12 protein-coding genes, 3 tRNA genes, 2 rRNA genes and 2 pseudogenes are annotated in these 18,906 nt (G+C 35.8%); 5 read left to right on the top strand and 14 right to left on the bottom strand.

Features of this window, described 5'->3' with window-relative positions; genetic code table 11:
- Window positions 1–44 precede the first annotated feature (44 nt).
- Entirely contained in the window at window positions 45–1,583 is a 1,539-nt protein-coding gene (gene murJ, locus A9G24_RS09880) for a murein biosynthesis integral membrane protein MurJ (RefSeq protein WP_065638859.1), read from the bottom strand.
- 650 nt (window positions 1,584–2,233) lie between these two features.
- On the opposite strand from murJ, the pseudogene A9G24_RS13390 reads away from it, so the two are divergent.
- Window positions 2,234–3,798, top strand: a pseudogene (locus A9G24_RS13390) (AbgT family transporter).
- A gap of 20 nt (window positions 3,799–3,818) precedes the next feature.
- Window positions 3,819–5,057 (top strand): peptidase T, encoded by a 1,239-nt coding sequence (gene pepT, locus A9G24_RS09870; RefSeq protein WP_065638858.1) that lies wholly within the window; start codon window positions 3,819–3,821, stop codon window positions 5,055–5,057.
- 112 nt (window positions 5,058–5,169) lie between these two features.
- On the opposite strand, the gene A9G24_RS09865 is transcribed toward pepT, so the two are convergent.
- The 8 genes and pseudogenes from A9G24_RS09865 to znuA form a co-directional block, all read right to left on the bottom strand.
- Window positions 5,170–5,245 (bottom strand) — tRNA-Lys (locus tag A9G24_RS09865).
- A gap of 131 nt (window positions 5,246–5,376) precedes the next feature.
- Window positions 5,377–6,117 (bottom strand): tol-pal system protein YbgF, encoded by a 741-nt coding sequence (gene ybgF, locus A9G24_RS09860; protein ID WP_065638857.1) that lies wholly within the window; start codon window positions 6,115–6,117, stop codon window positions 5,377–5,379.
- A 67-nt stretch (window positions 6,118–6,184) separates the two neighbouring features.
- Window positions 6,185–6,664 carry a peptidoglycan-associated lipoprotein Pal gene (pal, locus tag A9G24_RS09855; RefSeq protein WP_065638856.1) on the bottom strand — a complete coding sequence of 160 codons (480 nt, stop codon included), beginning with the start codon at window positions 6,662–6,664 and terminating at the stop codon, window positions 6,185–6,187.
- Window positions 6,665–6,832: 168 nt separating this feature from the next.
- Complete coding sequence (gene tolB, locus A9G24_RS09850; RefSeq protein ID WP_065638880.1) at window positions 6,833–8,128, bottom strand: Tol-Pal system beta propeller repeat protein TolB; 1,296 nt, start codon at window positions 8,126–8,128, stop codon at window positions 6,833–6,835.
- Window positions 8,129–8,542: 414 nt separating this feature from the next.
- Window positions 8,543–9,352: a bifunctional DNA-formamidopyrimidine glycosylase/DNA-(apurinic or apyrimidinic site) lyase gene (mutM, locus tag A9G24_RS09845; protein ID WP_065638855.1), complete on the bottom strand. Its 810-nt coding sequence runs from the start codon at window positions 9,350–9,352 to the stop codon at window positions 8,543–8,545.
- 15 nt (window positions 9,353–9,367) lie between these two features.
- Window positions 9,368–11,659, bottom strand: a pseudogene (gene mrcB / locus A9G24_RS09840) (bifunctional glycosyl transferase/transpeptidase); the annotation flags it as partial.
- Window positions 11,660–11,832: 173 nt separating this feature from the next.
- Window positions 11,833–13,182, bottom strand: a complete 1,350-nt coding sequence (gene mepM / locus A9G24_RS09835; protein WP_065638853.1) for a murein DD-endopeptidase MepM — start codon at window positions 13,180–13,182, stop codon at window positions 11,833–11,835.
- A gap of 28 nt (window positions 13,183–13,210) precedes the next feature.
- Window positions 13,211–14,167 (bottom strand): zinc ABC transporter substrate-binding protein ZnuA, encoded by a 957-nt coding sequence (znuA, locus tag A9G24_RS09830; RefSeq protein ID WP_218056284.1) that lies wholly within the window; start codon window positions 14,165–14,167, stop codon window positions 13,211–13,213.
- A 93-nt stretch (window positions 14,168–14,260) separates the two neighbouring features.
- Between znuA and znuC the strand changes: the two genes are divergently transcribed.
- The 3 genes from znuC (at window position 14,261) to A9G24_RS09815 (ending at window position 17,483) form a co-directional block, all read left to right on the top strand.
- A complete protein-coding gene (gene znuC / locus A9G24_RS09825) occupies window positions 14,261–15,043 on the top strand; it encodes a zinc ABC transporter ATP-binding protein ZnuC (RefSeq protein WP_065638852.1) in 783 nt (260 codons plus the stop codon).
- Window positions 15,036–15,836 carry a zinc ABC transporter permease subunit ZnuB gene (znuB, locus tag A9G24_RS09820; protein ID WP_065638851.1) on the top strand — a complete coding sequence of 267 codons (801 nt, stop codon included), beginning with the start codon at window positions 15,036–15,038 and terminating at the stop codon, window positions 15,834–15,836. The genes znuC and znuB overlap by 8 nt, the downstream gene beginning before the upstream one ends.
- A 123-nt stretch (window positions 15,837–15,959) precedes the next feature.
- Entirely contained in the window at window positions 15,960–17,483 is a 1,524-nt protein-coding gene (locus tag A9G24_RS09815) for a YifB family Mg chelatase-like AAA ATPase (protein ID WP_065638850.1), read from the top strand.
- A 5-nt stretch (window positions 17,484–17,488) separates the two neighbouring features.
- Here the strand turns inward: A9G24_RS09815 and A9G24_RS09810 are convergent, their stop codons facing one another.
- From A9G24_RS09810 to A9G24_RS09790, 5 genes are all read right to left on the bottom strand, one after another.
- Window positions 17,489–17,827, bottom strand: coding sequence for a DUF413 domain-containing protein (locus A9G24_RS09810; RefSeq protein WP_065638849.1), 339 nt, complete (start codon window positions 17,825–17,827; stop codon window positions 17,489–17,491).
- Window positions 17,828–17,959: 132 nt separating this feature from the next.
- Window positions 17,960–18,035, bottom strand: a tRNA-Trp gene (locus tag A9G24_RS09805).
- A 9-nt stretch (window positions 18,036–18,044) separates the two neighbouring features.
- Window positions 18,045–18,121 (bottom strand) — tRNA-Asp (locus A9G24_RS09800).
- 33 nt (window positions 18,122–18,154) lie between these two features.
- Window positions 18,155–18,270: ribosomal RNA gene (gene rrf / locus A9G24_RS09795) — 5S ribosomal RNA — on the bottom strand.
- Window positions 18,271–18,396: 126 nt separating this feature from the next.
- Window positions 18,397–18,906, bottom strand: a 23S ribosomal RNA gene (locus A9G24_RS09790); the annotation flags it as partial.

The raw sequence follows: 18,906 nt of genomic DNA, 5'->3' as shown, positions 1-18,906 counted from the left end.
CCTATTAGCTAAATTTTTAATAAAATTTTAATGATTGTTTGTTGTTAATCAATTCTTTTAATAAAGTGTTTGATCTTAAATCCCATAGAAATCAATGACGCAAAATAAACAACAATTCCAACAATTACCAATAAAAACAATCGCCCAATACGAACCCACATTGAACCCGTTGACCAGTCAGGTAATAGCTGTGAGCCAGACCATAACACTGTGGACATTAATATTACTGCAATAATGACTTTAATTAAAAAGTGATACCAACCAGGTTGGGGTTGATACAGTTGTTTTTTACGCAGTTGCCAATACAATAATCCAGCATTAAAGCAAGCGGCTAAACCAATGGATAGTGAAAGGCCTGCATGCTGTAATGGCCCAATAAAAACGAGATTCATTAGCTGTGTTAAAATTAACGTGACAATTGCAATTTTGACGGGGGTTTTAATGTCCTGACGCGAATAAAATGCGGGTGCTAACACTTTAATTAAAATCAATCCAAGTAGACCGATAGAATAAGCCACTAAGGCTCGCTGTGTCATCAATGTATCATTTAAGGTAAATTGGCCATATTCAAATAACGTTGATATAAGCGGTCGAGAAATAACACCTAATGCAATCGTGCTTGGTAAAGCCAATAAAAAGCAGAGGCGTAATCCCCAATCTAACAACTCTGAATATTGTTTATGATCGCCTTTAGAAAAGCTTTTGGCTAACGATGGCAATAATATGGTACCTAATGCCACACCAAGTACACCGGCAGGGAATTCCATTAATCGATCCGCATAATACATCCACGAAACCGAGCCAGAAACGAGAAATGATGCAAAAATCGTATTAATAATTAATGATATTTGCCCAACAGATACCCCTAAAATTGCCGGCCCCATCTGTTTTAAAACGCGCCAAACACCGCTATCTTTAAGACTAATACGGGGCAATACTAGCATGCCAATCTTTTTTAAATAAGGTAGCTGATAGAGTAATTGCAAAATCCCGCCAACTCCAACCGACACGGCAAGTGCTAATACGGGAGGGTTAAAGTAAGGTGTTAAAAATAGCGTGAATATAATCATACTCACATTGAGTAGTGTTGGTACAAAAGCGGGAACCGAGAAACGATTCCACGTGTTGAGTATAGCGCCAACAAGTGAAGCCAGTGATATAAAAAAGATATAAGGAAAGGTTATACGCAACATGGTCGTTGCAAGTTCAAATTTTTCGGTTGTCTCTTGCATAAATCCTGGTGCTGTTAGCATAATAATAAAAGGTGCTGTGACAACACCAATTAGGGTAACAATAGCTAATACTAGCGTTAATAATCCTGCAATATAAGCAACAAAAGTACGCGTTGCTTCAATACCTTGCTGATTTTTATATTCAGCTAAAATAGGCACAAAGGCTTGTGAAAAAGCCCCCTCTGCAAAAATACGACGCAGTAAATTAGGAAGTTTAAAGGCAACAAAAAAAGCATCGGTCGCCATACCAGCACCAAAAAAACGCGCAATAATGGCATCACGCACAAAACCTAATACGCGTGAGACCATCGTCATTGAACTAACTGTGGCTAAAGATTTTAAAAGATTCATATTCAATTTATATACAAAGTATACAGCCTAAAACCGATAATTGAGCATAGTCTACAAACTATTACTTTAAATCACCATGCTTTTTTCAATAAACTTAGTTTTTTACAAATCAAACTGATAGTTGATATTTTTGCAAAAGTAATGCGTTGTGTATCACCTTGATAAGCTTAGGTATCCAACTACCATTTAGAGCCGATCACGAATTTTCTGCAAAATGAGGACATATTGTAGGTAGCCTTAATAGTTAGGAATATGTTAATTAATAACAAAAATAGCTATTAAACTTTTATGTTGATTAGGTTAGTTTAGTATTTTACTCACAAACTACATTCTATTTTTAAAACCAAGTAGTCAATATGTAATTTTATGATCTTACTTACAATTAACAAAAAAATGTAACAAAAGTGAATAATAGCTCGCAAATTAATCCTAATACCGTTTAAACGATATTCAAGATCAATGAGTACCATACTTAGCTACATGCGTATTAACGTTAGTTTAAAGATAAACTTATCTACAAGAATTGTAGTGTAAAAAAGCTTCAGATAAAAGCGTGTTTAAGTATAAAAATATAGCGATTTGCGTTATTTACCAGCATAATAAATCTGTGTTAAATTATCATCCCGAATAATATTTATACTAATTTTATTATGAATAAAACAATAAATCCCTCACCTATAAGAACAGGTGGCTTTCTAAATACTATTGAACGAATTGGCAACAAAATTCCCGATGTAACAACACTGTTTTTTTATGCCTTAATTATCTGTTTTGTAGCTTCTTTATTACTCTCTTTTGTAAACTTTAATTACATTAATCCTGTTACGCAAAATAAACTTGTTGTTGTCAATATGCTGGCTCCCGATCATTTGGTCACTTTTTTTACCAAGATGGTGCCTAATTTTGTCTCGTTCCCACCACTTGGCATTACTATTGTGGCAACATTAGGTATTGGTATTGCTGAAAGTAGTGGTTATATCCATGTGCTACTTAAAAAATTATTGGCTATTACTCCTAAAAAATTAGTGACACCATCAGTTATTTTTGTCAGTATGGTTTGCCATATTGCTGCTGATTCGGCTTATGTGATTTTAATGCCTGTATCAGCGATGATGTTTTATGCAATCGGGCGTCATCCACTAGCTGGTATTGCAGCTTCATTTGCAGGCTTAGCTGGTGGTTTTAGCTCAAGTTATACTCCGTCAATTATCGATCCAATTATGCAAGGCTTTACCCAAAGTGCTGCACAAATTATCGATCCCTCTTATCAAGTCAATGTGCTTTGTAACTACTTTTTGAGCTTTGGTGGTACCTTTTTTGTATTATTAGCTTGCTGGTTTGTTACCGATAAAATCGTCGAACCTCGTTTAAATGCAACCATGCCTTTAAATAATGATTTAAAGTTAGATAATATTGCCAATTCGCCAGCGATTACGCCGGTTGAGAACCGAGCATTTAAAGTCGCTTCAATTGTCTTTTTAGTGATTGCTATTGGTTTGGTTTGGTTTTATTATTATTACCAGAAAACTCTTTATTACGTGCTCCTGATGGAAGTATGACAAGCAATAAAGCACCAATTATGCAAATTATTGTGCCACTATTGTTTGTATTTTTCGCCATTCCAGGTTTAATTCACGGTTTTATAACCGGAGCATTTAAATCGTCGCGCGATGTTGTAAAAGCGATGGAGAACATCACAAAATCTCTTATTCCATTTATTGTTTTTGCGTTCTTTTGTGCACAATTTTTATATGTCTTTTCTCATTCACAAATTGGAACATTAATTGCGATTGGTGGTGCTGAGTTTTTAAAAGCGCTACATCTGCCTTCAGTTGTCACAATCTTTGGAGTAATAATTCTAACGAGCATGTTAAATGTGTTAATTACCTCTGCATCATCTAAATGGGCCATATTAGCACCGATTTTTGTACCAATGCTTATGTCAGTTGGCATCTCACCAGAACTAACGCAAGCGGCTTATCGTATCAGCTCGGCAGTTAATGTTAGCACACCTATGTTTGCTTTTTACCCTTTGATTATTGCTTATTGCCAGCAATACTGCAAAAACACAGGTGTAGGCACATTGAGTTCGATGATGATTCCTTATACCGCCGCACTACTTATTGCATTAACGGTAAACTTATTGCTCTTTTGGTTCTTAGATCTACCAATTGGTTTTGATAGTGGCTATGTATATCCACCCGTAAATAATTAGTTGCCATAAGGAGTCAACCTATGATGAATAATATTACCGAACAATTAGTTGAGCGTTTTTTACGTTATGTTAACGTTCCAAGTCAAAGTGCTCTTGGATGTGCGCATGTCCCCTCAACCTCAGGGCAAACAGAATTAGCCAAATTACTCAAACAAGAGTTGATCGAACTTAATTTACAAGATGTTCACCTTGATGAGCATAGTATTGTAACGGCTAAACTACCAGGCAATAATCCAAATGCACCAAAAATTGGTTATGTTGCCCATCTTGATACAGTCGATGTTGCCTTATCAGATAAAATCAATCCACAGAGAGTGACCTTTACCGGTCAAGATTTCCTGTTAAATAAAGATAAAAATATCTGGTTTAAAGTTGATGAACATCCTGAATTGAATAAGTATCTTAATGATGAATTGATTGTCACTGATGGCACAAGTGTACTTGGTGCTGATAATAAAGCCGCCATTGCCGTTGTGATGACAATGTTAGATCAATTACAACAACAAAATCTTACACATGGTGATATTTATGTGGCATTTGTACCTGATGAAGAAGTAGGCTTAAATGGTGCTAAGAAACTTGATTTAAATCGCTTCAAACCTGATTTTGCTTATACAATCGATTGTTGTGAACTTGGTGAAGTCGTTTATGAAACTTTCAATGCTGGCTCAGCAATCATTGAGATTACTGGTGTCTCTGCTCATCCAATGTCGGCAAAAAATGTTTTAATCAATCCTATTCGTGTAGCTAATGATATTATTAACTGTTTTGATAGTTTCGAAACACCTGAACATACCGAGGGTAAAGAAGGTTATTTTTGGTTTAATGATATTGTTGGCAATCAAAGTACCACAACATTAAAAATGAGTATTCGTGACTTTGATTTAGCTAAATATGAAGCACGTAAAGCTTACATCCAAGAAGTGGTGAGTTTTATTAGTCGAAAATATCCAAGGGCTAAAATTGAGTGTAAAATTACCGATACTTATAGCAATATAGCTAACTATTTGGGTAATGATCGTCGCTGTATTGATTTGATTTATCAATCATTTAAGCAACTCAATATTCAGCCAAATACGATCGCTATGCGGGGTGGAACGGATGGTTCAGCGCTTTCTGCTAGAGGTCTTACAACACCAAATTACTTTACTGGTGCACATAACTTTCATTCATGCTTTGAGTTCTTACCATTATCATCATTTCTTAAATCTTTTGAAGTAACGATGAAAATTATCGAATTAGCCGCCAAAGCTAAATAATATAAAAAGAGGGGGGATATCTCCCTTTTAAGCATATTAATTATGCAGCTCACAATCCAAATATTGAAAAGGTGTTAGCTAAAAATGAAGTAATGAAGATTTATGAGATAAATGGTGGGTCGTGAGCGATTCGAACGCTCGACCAACGGATTAAAAGTCCGCTGCTCTACCGACTGAGCTAACGACCCATTCGACAAAACCACTTTACCTTTAATACTTAAAGCTACAAGCGATTTCGGGTTGGTATAATACTTATAATTGTGATGCTACGCAACCCTTTTATTGTCATTTTTACGCAATAGCTGGTTATTTATACACTTTACTTTAGTGATGCTAATTTTTTATTGGCACGATCAACTACATTCTTATCTTTTGGGTATTTCTTTACCACTTGTTGAAAAACAGTTTTAGCTTTTTTAGTATCCCCTTTATCGAGTAAAATTAATCCTATTTTATAAAGGCTATCAGCAGCTTTCGGAGATGATGGAAAATCTTTTACTACGGTTGCGTAATAAAATGAGGCATCGTCTTTTTTGTTTTGTTTATATGAAAGTTGACCAAGCCAATAATTAACATTAGCTCGGTACTTAGACTTTGGGTAGGTTTGTAAATACTTTTGGAATGCAGCAATCGTCTCACTATTTTGTTTGCCATCATTAACAAACTGAATTATAAAATTATAATCGGCTTTATCATCACCTGAAGTTGTCCATCCTGATAAATCTGACGAAGAAGATATTGATGAGGTCGAGCCAGAAGATGGTATTGAACTATTTTCTTGTGAGTCAGAATTAGAATTCGATGAGAATCCAGAACCATTAGCCATTTGCTGAAAAATCATTTTTTGGCGTTCAATTGTTTGATTAAGTTGATATTTCGTTTCTTCTAACTGTCCACGAAGGGTATCTACATCGGCTTGTAAATCGCTAATTTTTTGTTGGTTTTGAATCAACAACTGCCCTTGGGCTTGAATGGTTCGATCGATATCAGAGCTACCGGCAGCACAACCGTAACCAGTGAATAAAAGAAATAAGAACAATGTGAGTATTTTTTTATGCATATTATTTGACTCGTCGTGAACTTAGAAAATAAAAAACGGCTGAATAATCAGCCGTTATAAAATGCTATTAATATCCAGCATAGGTTACTACAGCGCGACGGTTTTTAGCATAAGTCGCTTCATCATGACCTAATACAGCTGGTTTTTCTTTACCATAAGAAACGATTTCCATTTGGCTTGCAGAAGCACCATTACCTTGTAAGTATGACTTAACTGCTGCAGCACGACGTTCACCTAAGGCGATGTTATATTCTGGGGTACCACGTTCATCAGCATGACCTTCGATAACAACTTTTAGGTTAGTTGAACGAATAAATACAGCGTGCGCATTTAATAATGTTTCATATTCAGATTTAACATTGTATTTATCAAAATCAAAATATACCGTGTTGATTTGTTGTAATTTTTGAAGTTGCTCTAAAGCTTCTTTTGATAAAGTACCGTTTAAATTACCACTCTCGTTGTGGCTGCTATTAGACGAACATGCAGTTACAGCGATTAATGGTAAAGCAACCGCGGCTACTTTAAAAAATTTAGAAAATTGCATTGTATTAACTCCTTTTGTTTAAATAAATTATTACTTAAATATTATACATCTAACCAACTTCAAAGTAACACTTGTTACCGACCTGAAAGATTAGACATATATATTATAACGCCCTTATACTTAACACAATTTTAATCATTGCAATATTGTATAAATGCTAGGCTCTTCTTATAAATATGGTGACCATGCGGGGAATTTTACTTGCCCATCGGTTGCTGGTAACCTTGCTTTAAAATTACCATCGGTAGAAACAATATTCAAAATGGTGCCTAATCCTTGTGATGAACTATAAATAATCATAGTACCGTTTGGCGCAATACTTGGCGTTTCATCTAAAAAAGTATCTGTTAGACGTTGATAAGTTTTTGTATCCATATCATATCGAGTAATATGTTGTTCACGATTATTAGTTGAGATCATAGCAATAAAAGAACCATCTGGTGACACTCGAGCATTCTGATTTTGCGTATTATCCCACGTTACTCTCTGTGATTCACCCGTATTGATGTTGATACTATATAATTGAGGACGCCCCGCTTGGTCAGAAGTGTAAATAATAGTTTGATTATCCGGCATCCAAGATGGTTCCGTATCATTACTACGACTAGAGGTAATTTGCGTGATTTTTTTGCTACTTAAATCCATCATATATAAATTTAAGCTTCCCCCTTTAGATAAAGCAAAAGCTAGTTTACTACCATCAGGAGAAAATGCCGGAGCGCCATTATGTTGAGGAAAAGATGCAATTGTTTGAATCGTACCGCTCTCTAATGTTTTTAAAACCAATGCAGAATGACCGCCTTCAAAAGTCACATAGGCCAATTTTTTACCATCAGGTGACCAAGTAGGAGACATTAACGGTTCTTTAGAGCGATGAACAGTGGTTTGATCATAACCATCATAATCAGACACTCTTAATTCATGCGAAAAAGGTCCTTTGGTTGTTTTAACAACATAAGCAATTCGCGTTCTAAATGCACCTTTAATACCCGTTAGTGATTCAAAGATTTCATCACTAGCTGTATGCGCCGCATAACGAACCCAGCGTTTTTCAATAGAAAATTGGTTTTGTGCCAAAACTGTACCAGGACGGTTGACTGTATCAACTAATTGATAATTTATAAGGTATTTTCCGGATGCATCAGGTTGAATTGCCCCTACTACAACCGCTGAGACACCAAGATTATTCCATACCGCAGAAGTAACCTCTGAAGCAGTGGTTGGTTTTTGAGGCATTTGATTAACGTCAATAGGATTGAACTTACCGCTGTTACGCAAATCAGAAGCAATAATATCTTCAATAATTTGTGGAGGTTCTCCACCGCCAGTCCATTTAAATGGAGCAACAGCGATTGGTTTAGCAGAACTCACACCATCGGTAATAATAATTCTGACCTCAGAATTAGCCATCGTGGTAAAAAATAAAATAAAGCAAGTTGTCAAAAAGCGAGAAGCGAATTTGATCATCTTAAATTCCTTAATAAGAGCAAGAAACATTGAGTTAAATTAAACATAAACCGATAAAAAACAGAAAATAAAACCTTTGAAAATCAATATATTGCCGTTAACTAACTCCACATACTAAACTTCACAAAACATAAACAATTTGGTAGCGAGAAAGATAGCCGATATCTGGTAACAAGTCCATAGTCTTTAAAATAAAAAGATTTGTGTAATAATAATGGCTTTACTATATAAAATACTCAAAGTAATAATAAAAAATTATTCTATTGTAGGTGCCTATACTAATCCTATTTAAATAAGGTTTAAAGAGTTTGAAAAGATATTTTTATACATGAAAAAGAGCGGATATATCAAAAAGTTTATAATTTTGATAGCGACCATAAGGAAATGAGAATTTTGGTTAAAAAAATGCTATTATTTTTGGCAATTCTCACAATAAAAAGTATTACGCTGTCCTATTTTTTGTGATTTTATTTCTGTACCACAAATTAGGCATGGCTTGCCATCCCGTCCATAAACGAGTAACTCCTGAGCAAAATATCCAGGTTTGCCATCAGACTGAAGAAAATCCTTTAGTGTTGTTCCGCCTTGTTCAATTGATTTGGTAAGAACTTGTTTAATGGAATCAACCAATCTTTCAAATTCATTAAATTGTAAAGTGTTGACTTTGCGATTAGGATTAATTTTAGCCATAAATAACGATTCAGAAGCGTAAATATTACCGACTCCAACCACAATATGATTATCCATAATCCAGCTTTTAATGGGTACTTGACGATTTCGGGCTTTTTCGAATAGATATTCCACCGTAAATTCATTACTTAAAGGCTCTGGTCCCAAATGTTGTAATTGAGATATTTCGCCTAATGAATTTGCCCAAAGCCAAGATCCAAAACGCCTAGGATCGGTATAACGTAATATGACGCCATTTCCTAAAACTAGATCAATATGATCGTGCTTCTCTGCTTTTTGGTGGTTTTGTAAAATACGTAAGCTACCTGACATTCCCAAATGAATCACAATCCAATTGTTAGATAGCTGTAATAATAAATATTTTGCACGACGTTTTATATCTAAAATCACTTGTCCATGAGCATTACTTATAGCCCTATCCACTGGCCAGCGTAATTTAGATTGTCGAACAATAATTTTATCTATAGTTTGTCCCTTTAAATACGGTAAGATGCCTCGGCGACTTGTTTCAACTTCTGGTAATTCAGGCATATTCTTTCCCCCCTCCTAGTTATTTAATAGGTCTGTAACCCAAGTTGGAGCTTGCTGAGCAGGCACTGACTGCTTATTGCCAGTACATAAGCTCTGAGGATTAATCGTCCATACAGGTAAAGATCGAATGCCACTTCCATTACATTGCCACTGTCCATCACTATCAATAGGCACCATAAAAATATTTTGAGGCTGTGGCAATACTAATTTCTTTGGTGGGTTATTTTGTAAATATTCACTATAAATTTTTAAGGCACCAGTTGCTCCTGTCAATTTCATTGGAGAATGATCATCTAAACCAATCCAAATAACAGCAACATTTTTACCGTCAATCCCTGTAAACCAGCTATCACGAGAATCATTACTTGTTCCTGTCTTAGCCGCTAAATTAAACGAACCGTATTTAGCTTTTAATGAACGAGATGTCCCCGAATTAACCACTTGTTGCATAGCATAAGTAGTTAAATAAGCCGATTGTTGAGATACTGCCTGAAGCTGTTGTGGATAGCGTTGATAAACAAGCTCACCTTTATCCGTCAATACATATCTTAAAATAGAAAGTGGAGAACGTTGACCATTATTAGCTATCGTTTGAAACATCTGTGCAGTTTCTAACGGTGTTAATTCTAAAGCACCAAGTAACCTTGATGGTAAATTAGGTATACGCTCTGCTGGTACGCCCAACGCTTGTAACGTATTCTTTGTTGCATCAAGCCCCAATGCCATACCTAAATTAACAGTAGGTACATTGAGTGAAAGCGCTAGGGCGTCGACCAACATAACACGATCGCGAAATTTACGATCATAGTTTTTCGGTTCCCAATATCCCCCACCATCAAGCTTGATCGACAAAGGATTATCGTTAAGCCAAGTATTAAGTTGGTAATGATCGGGTTGTCCAAGTGCGGTTAGATAAGTTGACGGTTTAGCTAATGAACCAATTGCTCGCTGAGTTAACCAAGCACGATTATAACCCGGATAACGCGGCTCTGCGCTACCAATAATAGCGCGAATTTCCCCTGTCTCGCGACTCACAATCACCATTGCTGTTTGTAATTCTTTATTGGTTGATGTACGTAGTTTCTCAATTTCATTAGTGACCGCTTGCTCTGCTGCGGATTGAGCCACAGGATCAAAGGTAGTAAAAATCTTCATACCAGACAAATGATCTGCTTTATCACCTAATTGTTTTCGAAGTTCACTGCGCACAACTTGCATAAATGCTGGTTGTGGTGAAATCACACCACCTTTAGGTAGAACTGTTAGTGGGCGCTGACTTAATAAAGTATACAGCTCATCATCAATAATACCTTGCTGCTCAGCCAGTTTTAAAACCACATTACGACGTTCGATAACTTGTTGAGGTTGTGTCCAAGGATTATATAGCGAAGCTCCTTTTACCATACCAACCAGCACTGCTTGCTGATCCAATGTAAGTTCATTAACTGGGCGACCAAAATAGTAAAGACTAGCTAATGGAAAACCATGGATCTCTTCACTACCCGCTTGTCCAAAATATACTTCATTTAAATAAAGTTCTAAAATACGCGCTTTACTATAACGGCCATCCAAAATCAGTGCCATATAAGCTTCGCGTATTTTACGGTTTAAACTACGCTCATTAGTTAAAAAAAGATTTTTGACGGTTTGCTGAGTTAATGTACTACCACCTTCGGTACGGCCTGTTGTTAAATTAACAAAAATAGCACGACCTATAGAATATAGGCTTACACCATGATGATCATAAAAACGTTTATCTTCCGTTGCAACTAATGTTTGTAACAAAGAATCAGGAAACTCCTTTAATGGAACAAATAACCGTTGCTCGCCATTTGGAGAATGCATCATAGTAATTAATTTAGGATCAATTTTAAGCAATCCAAAATCACGTCCTGTTTCTAGATTAGTAATACGATCGATACGATTTTCATAAAAAGTGATTCTGACTCTAAAAGCTTGCTCTTCACCATCAGGAAAAGTAAAAGGCCGACGATAAACTTCAACCGCATCATGTTTTACAATAAATTCACCTGGGCGGGTAGCTTTAGTCTCTTGCTGACGATATTGTGCACCAACCAACATTGTAATCACATCATTTAAGCTATATTCACTATCAGGCTCAAGATCAATAATTTGCCCATAAACTGCAGCGGGCAACTCCCACACATTCCCATCAATCCGCTCTTTGATTTGTTGATCGAGATAGACACCATAAATAATAGCCACAGCAGCAAATACGAGAAATAACTTAAATAATAATGTTAAGAATCGTCGCCAAAGTGTAGGCTTTTTATTTTTTTTAGTCTTTTTAGAAGATCGTTTTTTTGCTGTTTTAGTTGATGTATTCAAACTGCACCTAACATTTATTATTCAATAAAATTAACTTATGATAACATAATTTTTTTAAGGATACCTCGCTCTTCTTTTTGTAAAAAAGTTTCAGGTAAGTAGGTATTTAAGTATAAAACAAATGCATAAATTTAAAAATTTAGCTGGGATCCAACACTTTTAACTTTTGACAGGAACGCCTTTTTCGACTTACCTGTTAATCCTTCCGAAATAGGTAAGCTTGCAGTTAACGGATTAACAGGCTTATTATTAATATGTAATTCAAAGTGCAAATGAGGCCCCGTGGAACGCCCAGTGTTTCCCGATAGTCCAATTTTATCACCTTGCTTAACTTGTTGCCCTGGTTTGACTAAAATTTTATCCAAGTGCATATAAGTGGTCATATACTGACGACCATGCCGGATAGCAATATAGTTACCTGCTGAACCGCTATACTTTGCAATGACTACTTCACCATTACCAACGGATAATACAGGTGTACCACGCGATACCGCAAAATCAACACCATTATGAGGGGCTATTTGTCCTGTAACTGGATGCAACCGTCGTGGATTAAATCCAGAAGAAACACGCGCTTTTTTTGCTAAAGGATAACGAAAAAAGCTTTGGGATAAACTGTTACCGTTGATGTCATAATATTTACCATCATCAGCTAAAATAGCATAATAATCTTTGGTTCCATTTTTAACACGGACACCTAGCAACTGGCTATTGGATAAACTTTTACCATGCATTTCTCGTGTTAAAACAACCGAAAATTTGTCACCAACTTGTAATCGTCTAAAATCTAAACGCCACTGTAAAGCGCGGGTAATAATACCAATTTCATTACTGGTTAAACCATTTTTGCGAGCATCAGCAACAAAATTAGTTTTAATATCACCTTTTATAACAACATTTTGTGGCACTACTTCAGCGGCTTCAGAACTTTCTACAAAATTATCGCCCGATTTTTCATAGATTTGAATATTATTACTTGATATTGTCCAACTAAAAGTTTGCAAATTATGATTATCATCAGTCGTCCAGCTAATTTGTTGGCCTATTCTTAAATTTGCGAGTTGTTTAAATTTAGTCGTTAACTGATAAATATCATTTCGATTAACATTATAGCGAATTAAGATATCATGTAGAGTATCACCACGCACAATAGTATATTGCACCGAATTATCTTTATCATCAACGATGTCATCTAATTCATCTTTAACAATCTCATCTTCAGGAACATCTGATGACTCGGTAATTGTAGCCGTTTTTCCATTTACCATCTCAATTCTGCCATCATCAGAAAGTAAGTGGGAGTTATTATTTACAGTAGTTTCAACTTGAGGATTTAAAGGGACATAAACCGTTCGATCCAAATTGAGTGGACGCCACAGAACGGTAAATAAAATAACAATAAAAAGAACACCTAATATTGAAAAATAGGGAGTTTTAAAATTATTTTTTTCAATATCAGGGGATTTTATTCGTCTTGCCAAAATTAACCTTAACTATTTATTATTAAAACTAGTTTCTATCTAAACAATCCAACAGTTGCTGTGTTAATTTTAATAAAAATTGTGAATATGCATCTTTGGAAAGAGCGATACCTGTTCCTAATGGATTTAATTCTCCAATTCGAACATCTGTTCCATCCACTAATTTTTCAATAACTGCTGGGCTAAACTGTGGCTCATGAAATACACATACTGCTTTGTGTTCTTTGAGCTCTTGTTGAATAGCATAAACCTTTTGAACACCGGGTTGAACTGCTGGATTTATAGTAAAACTACCTAGTCTTTTTAATCCAAACCGTGCCTCAAAATACCCATACGCATCATGAAACACAAAATACCCTCTATTTTGTACGGTAATGAGTTTTTTTGCAATGTTTTGTTCTATTTCTGCGAGCTTAACATTGAATTCGCGCAAATTTTCATCAACCAATACACTTTTATCTGGATACAGTGTAATAAGCCTATCATGGATTGATTGCGCAATAATCTTAGCAATGTTAGGTGAAAGCCAAATATGCTCATCATATTCACCATGGTGATCTTGAGCAGTCATATCAGCAGAATGATGTTCTTCATGCTCATGAACATCATGACTAGTTCGTAATAACACTTTAATCTCTGGTATTGTCATTAATTCAATTTGATTTTGATTATCAATACTTTTTAGGATTGTTGGCATAAAAGCTTCCATATCTTCACCAACCCAAATCACAAGTTCAGCTGACTTCAGTTTAGCCAAATCAGATGGCTTTAAATTATAGGTATGGGGAGAGGCGCCATCAGGAAGTAAAATATCAGTATCGGTCACTCCTGAAGCAATGGCTTCAGCGATAAACCCTATCGGTTTTACCGACGAAACAATTTTCGCGTTAGCATAATTAGCAATGCTTTGGATAAATACTAATGAAACAAGTATTTTTAAAAAAGAGACTAATCGTTTACAATTTAATAAAATATATTTTTTCACATCATTATCCTATATTTATAAAGTATGATAGAATAGAGTTAACCATTGTTATGGTATAACATAACGTATTTATGGGCAAGGGCTTTTAATAATATGACACCACTAATTTCGCTTGATAATATTTCGGTAGAAGTTGGGCATCGAAAAATATTATATGACGTTTCATTAAAAATACATCTTAATCAAATTATTACATTATTAGGCCCTAATGGTGCAGGTAAATCGACCTTAGTAAAAGTCATTTTGGGGTTAGTTCCGTACACATCAGGGACAATCAGGCGTTCACCTAATTTAACAATGGGCTATGTTCCACAGTCAATCAACTTAAATTCAACTCTTCCTATTACTGTTAAACGTTTTATGCGCTTAAATAAGCATTTAAATAACGAAGATATTCTTAACATATTATCTATGGTAAAAGCTGAATATTTAATCAATACATCAATGCATCAATTATCGGGTGGTGAATTACAGCGTGTTTTACTAGCTCAAGCCTTAGCAAAGAAACCGCAATTATTGATTCTTGATGAACCAACTCAAGGCGTAGATGTCAATGGTCAGGTACTGTTATATGATTTAATCGTAGATGCTAAAAATCAGTTTAATTGCGGTGTCTTAATGGTTTCTCATGATCTTCATTTAGTGATGGCAAAAACAGATGAAGTAATCTGTTTAAATCATCATATCTGTTGCTCTGGTACGCCAGCCATTGTATCTAATGACCCAGAATTTATTTCTCTTTTTGGTCAACATGATGCATCACAAATTGCTGTTTATAAACACCATCACAATCACCAATATGATTGTTGCAAATCCCCTATTAAACAAAATAAGGTAATTGTTTTGCCTAGCGATGAAAGGAAAAATAATGATTGAGTTACTATTACCATCTCTATTAGCTGGATTATGCTTAACTAGCATAACAGGACCTTTAGGTACTTTCGTTGTTTGGCGTAGGATGTCCTATTTTGGCGATACGTTATCACATGCTGCTTTACTTGGTATCGCATTTGGATTTTTACTGAATATCAATTTATTTTATGCTGTCATTTTTATAACTCTTCTACTCGCCTTAGGATTAATTTGGTTAGAAGCACAAAAACAACTTCCAATTGATACTTTACTTGGTATTTTGGCTCATAGTGCATTATCGCTTGGCTTAGTAGTAATTAGTTTAATAGGCAATATTCGTATTGATTTAATGGGATACTTATTTGGTGATCTGTTATCAGTAACATATTCAGATCTTTATCAAATTATTATTTGTGTAGCATTTATTGGTGCCTTATTGTTTTGGCGATGGAATAACATTTTATTCATTACTGTGAGTGAAGAATTAGCTTTTAGCCATGGTATTAATGTGCAAATCACAAAATTACTTTTGACGCTACTATTAGCGTTAACAATAGGTCTATCGATGAAATTTGTCGGAGCACTGATTATTACTTCTTTGCTTATTATTCCTGCCGCAACCGCCAAATATTATTCGAAAACCCCTGAAACAATGGCATTAATTGCAATAATAATCGGTATGTTATCAGTTATTACTGGATTGATGTTTTCATTTATTTACGACACGCCAACAGGTCCATCAATAGTATTAAGTAATACTTGTCTATTTTTTATATCATTATTCATTTCAAAACTCATTTTAAATAAAAAGAATTGAAAACATCGCAAAATCGTATTATTTATTGCGTATCATATCCCATTAATAAAATGGCTTTAATGGGTTGCTTGATATTTTCTAATATTATAACAATACAATTCAACATATTAATAATTAGAAACTATGTCACTAGCAATTATTTATACGCGGGCATCTATTGGAATACAAGCACCCTTAATAAACGTAGAAGTTCATATTAGTAATGGCTTGCCAGGCTTTGTCTTAGTTGGTTTACCTGAAGCAACAGTTAAAGAGGCCAAAGATCGAGTTAGAAGTGCCATTATTAATAGCGGTTTTACCTTTCCAGCTAAAAAAATAACGGTAAACTTATCTCCAGCAGATCTACCCAAGGAAGGAAGCCGCTTTGATTTACCAATAGCTATTGCTATCCTTGCCGCAACAGAACAAATTCCAACAGAAGATTTATTACATTATGAATTTCTAGGCGAATTAGCGTTATCAGGAAATATTAGAGCGGTAAAAGGAGCGATTCCTGCTGCTATTTCTTCCAAAAAGAAAAAGCGTACCTTAATAATTTCTGCTGAAAACCAATCTGAGATATCTTTGATTCATCAAAATAATACATTAATTACTAATAATTTATTAGAGTTATGTCAGTATTTATACAAAGAAATTGATTTACCAACCGTACAATATCGTGAATATCATGATGTTGACAATAGCTCAGCTAGTCTACAAGATGTAATCGGACAGGAACACGCCAAAAGAGCTTTAGAAATTGCGGCAGCAGGAGGCCACAATTTATTATTAATTGGACCTCCAGGCACAGGGAAAACGATGTTAGCAACTCGTTTAACATCCTTATTACCTCAACTGTCTGATGACGAGGCACTTGAAAGTGCAGCAATAACCAGTTTAGTTAGCCCAAATGGCTCAATTAAAAATTGGCGGAAAAGACCTTTTAGATCACCCCATCATAGCGCATCAACCGCAGCACTAGTTGGTGGAGGAACGATTCCCAAACCAGGAGAAATTTCGCTAGCACATAATGGTGTATTATTTTTAGATGAATTGCCTGAATTTAATCGAAAGGTATTAGACGCTTTAAGAGAACCAATTGAATCGGGTGAAATTATCATTTCAAGGGCCAATGCAAAAATAAAGTTTCCCGCTAAGTTTCAATTAATAGCTGCAATGAACCCAAGTCCAACAGGGCATTATCAAGGAACACATAATAGAACAACACCACAACAAACTATACGTTATTTAAATCGACTTTCAGGACCTTTTCTTGATAGGTTTGATATTTCTATTGAGGTACCTTTACTACCGAAAGGTACACTGAGTAAAATAGCTACTTCTTCAGAATCAACTGAAACAGTAAAACAGCGAGTTTTACAGGCAAGAAATATTCAGTTTAAAAGAAACAATAAATTAAATAGTCAGTTAAGTACAAATGAAATTCAATGCTATTGTCAGTTGTCGAACGAAAATAATGAATATTTAGAGCAGGCATTGATAAAATTGGGACTCTCTGCTCGAGCATGGCATCGAATATTGAAAGTATCACGCACAATTGCTGATTTAGATTTGTCAGAAAACATAGAACGAAAACACATTTCAGAAGCATTGAGTTATCGTTCTATGGATCGATTACTAATTCAATTACACAAAAACATTGGTTAAAAGAATTAGTCATCACTATCTACAAAATCATCACTCACATCAACTTGCGGTTTTCCACCGGATAATGTATGAAACCTTTTTGGTTTATTTATACGAGAAAGATATTTCAGCCACGTTTTTTCAAAATCTGTAGATGGTTCCTTTTTACCTTTGCAAACGGCTACAAATGATCTTTCTTCTGCAGTAGAAGGATTTCTGGTTTCTGCATCAAGATCTTTAAAAGCACAACCATGCTTTTCTAAAATCAAAGCTTCTTTAATAGTAAAATCCCCGTGTCGGGAAAATCCTCTTGGATAATTTTTATTATCAAAAAAGCGTTGTTGACTTACAAAACTCTCAGCCATGTTCTATCCTCTAGATTGTAAAAGTGTTTGGGCGAGAATTATAATTAACTCAATTAATCTGTAAACAAAATTTTTTTATTTATATAGATGAAAGTGACCAAGTGAATAAAATTAGAACAATATGTCATTTTTTGGCAGGGGCGGAGAGTCTCGAACTCCCAACACCCGGTTTTGGAGACCGGTGCTCTACCAATTGAACTACGCCCCTAAATAAAGGTGGCGGAACGGACGGGGCTCGAACCCGCGACCCCCTGCGTGACAGGCAGGTATTCTAACCAACTGAACTACCGCTCCACCGAATTTGGTGTGTATATATAAAATTTAAAAGTCTGGCGGCACCCTACTCTCACATGGGTAATACCCACACTACCATCGGCACTACGGCGTTTCACTTCTGAGTTCGGCATGGGGTCAGGTGGGACCACCGCGCTATTACCGCCAGACATATCCTGTACTCTTTTCAATTAGCTACATTATCTCATATCTGCACTAATCTCTCAATCCGGAACAAACTGTTATTTCAACTTTTATACTATCAATCGCATAATCCCAAAACAACTCCGAGTTGTAAGGTTAAGACTCTCGGTTCATTAGTATCAGTTAGCTCAATGTATCACTACACTTACACACCTGACCTATCTACGTCTTAGTCTCAAACGGACCTTACTGAATCTCTTCAGGGAAAACTCATCTCGAGGCTAGTTTCGTACTTAGATGCTTTCAGCACTTATCTATTCCGCACGTAGCTACCGGGCAATGCAATTGGCATCACAACCCGAACACCAGCGGTGCGTTCACTTCGGTCCTCTCGTACTAGAAGCAAACCCTCTCAATTTTCCTACGCCCATGGCAGATAGGGACCGAACTGTCTCACGACGTTCTAAACCCAGCTCGCGTACCACTTTAAACGGCGAACAGCCGTACCCTTGGGACCTACTTCAGCCCCAGGATGTGATGAGCCGACATCGAGGTGCCAAACACCGCCGTCGATATGAACTCTTGGGCGGTATCAGCCTGTTATCCCCGGAGTACCTTTTATCCGTTGAGCGATGGCCCTTCCATTCAGAACCACCGGATCA

The sequence above is a fragment of the Gilliamella sp. App6-5 genome (genome assembly GCF_001690525.1).
GTDB classification, from domain to species: Bacteria; Pseudomonadota; Gammaproteobacteria; order Enterobacterales; family Orbaceae; genus Gilliamella; species Gilliamella apicola_H.
Note: the sequence above shows the minus strand (reverse complement) of the source record. Positions and strands in the feature narration are given on the sequence as shown.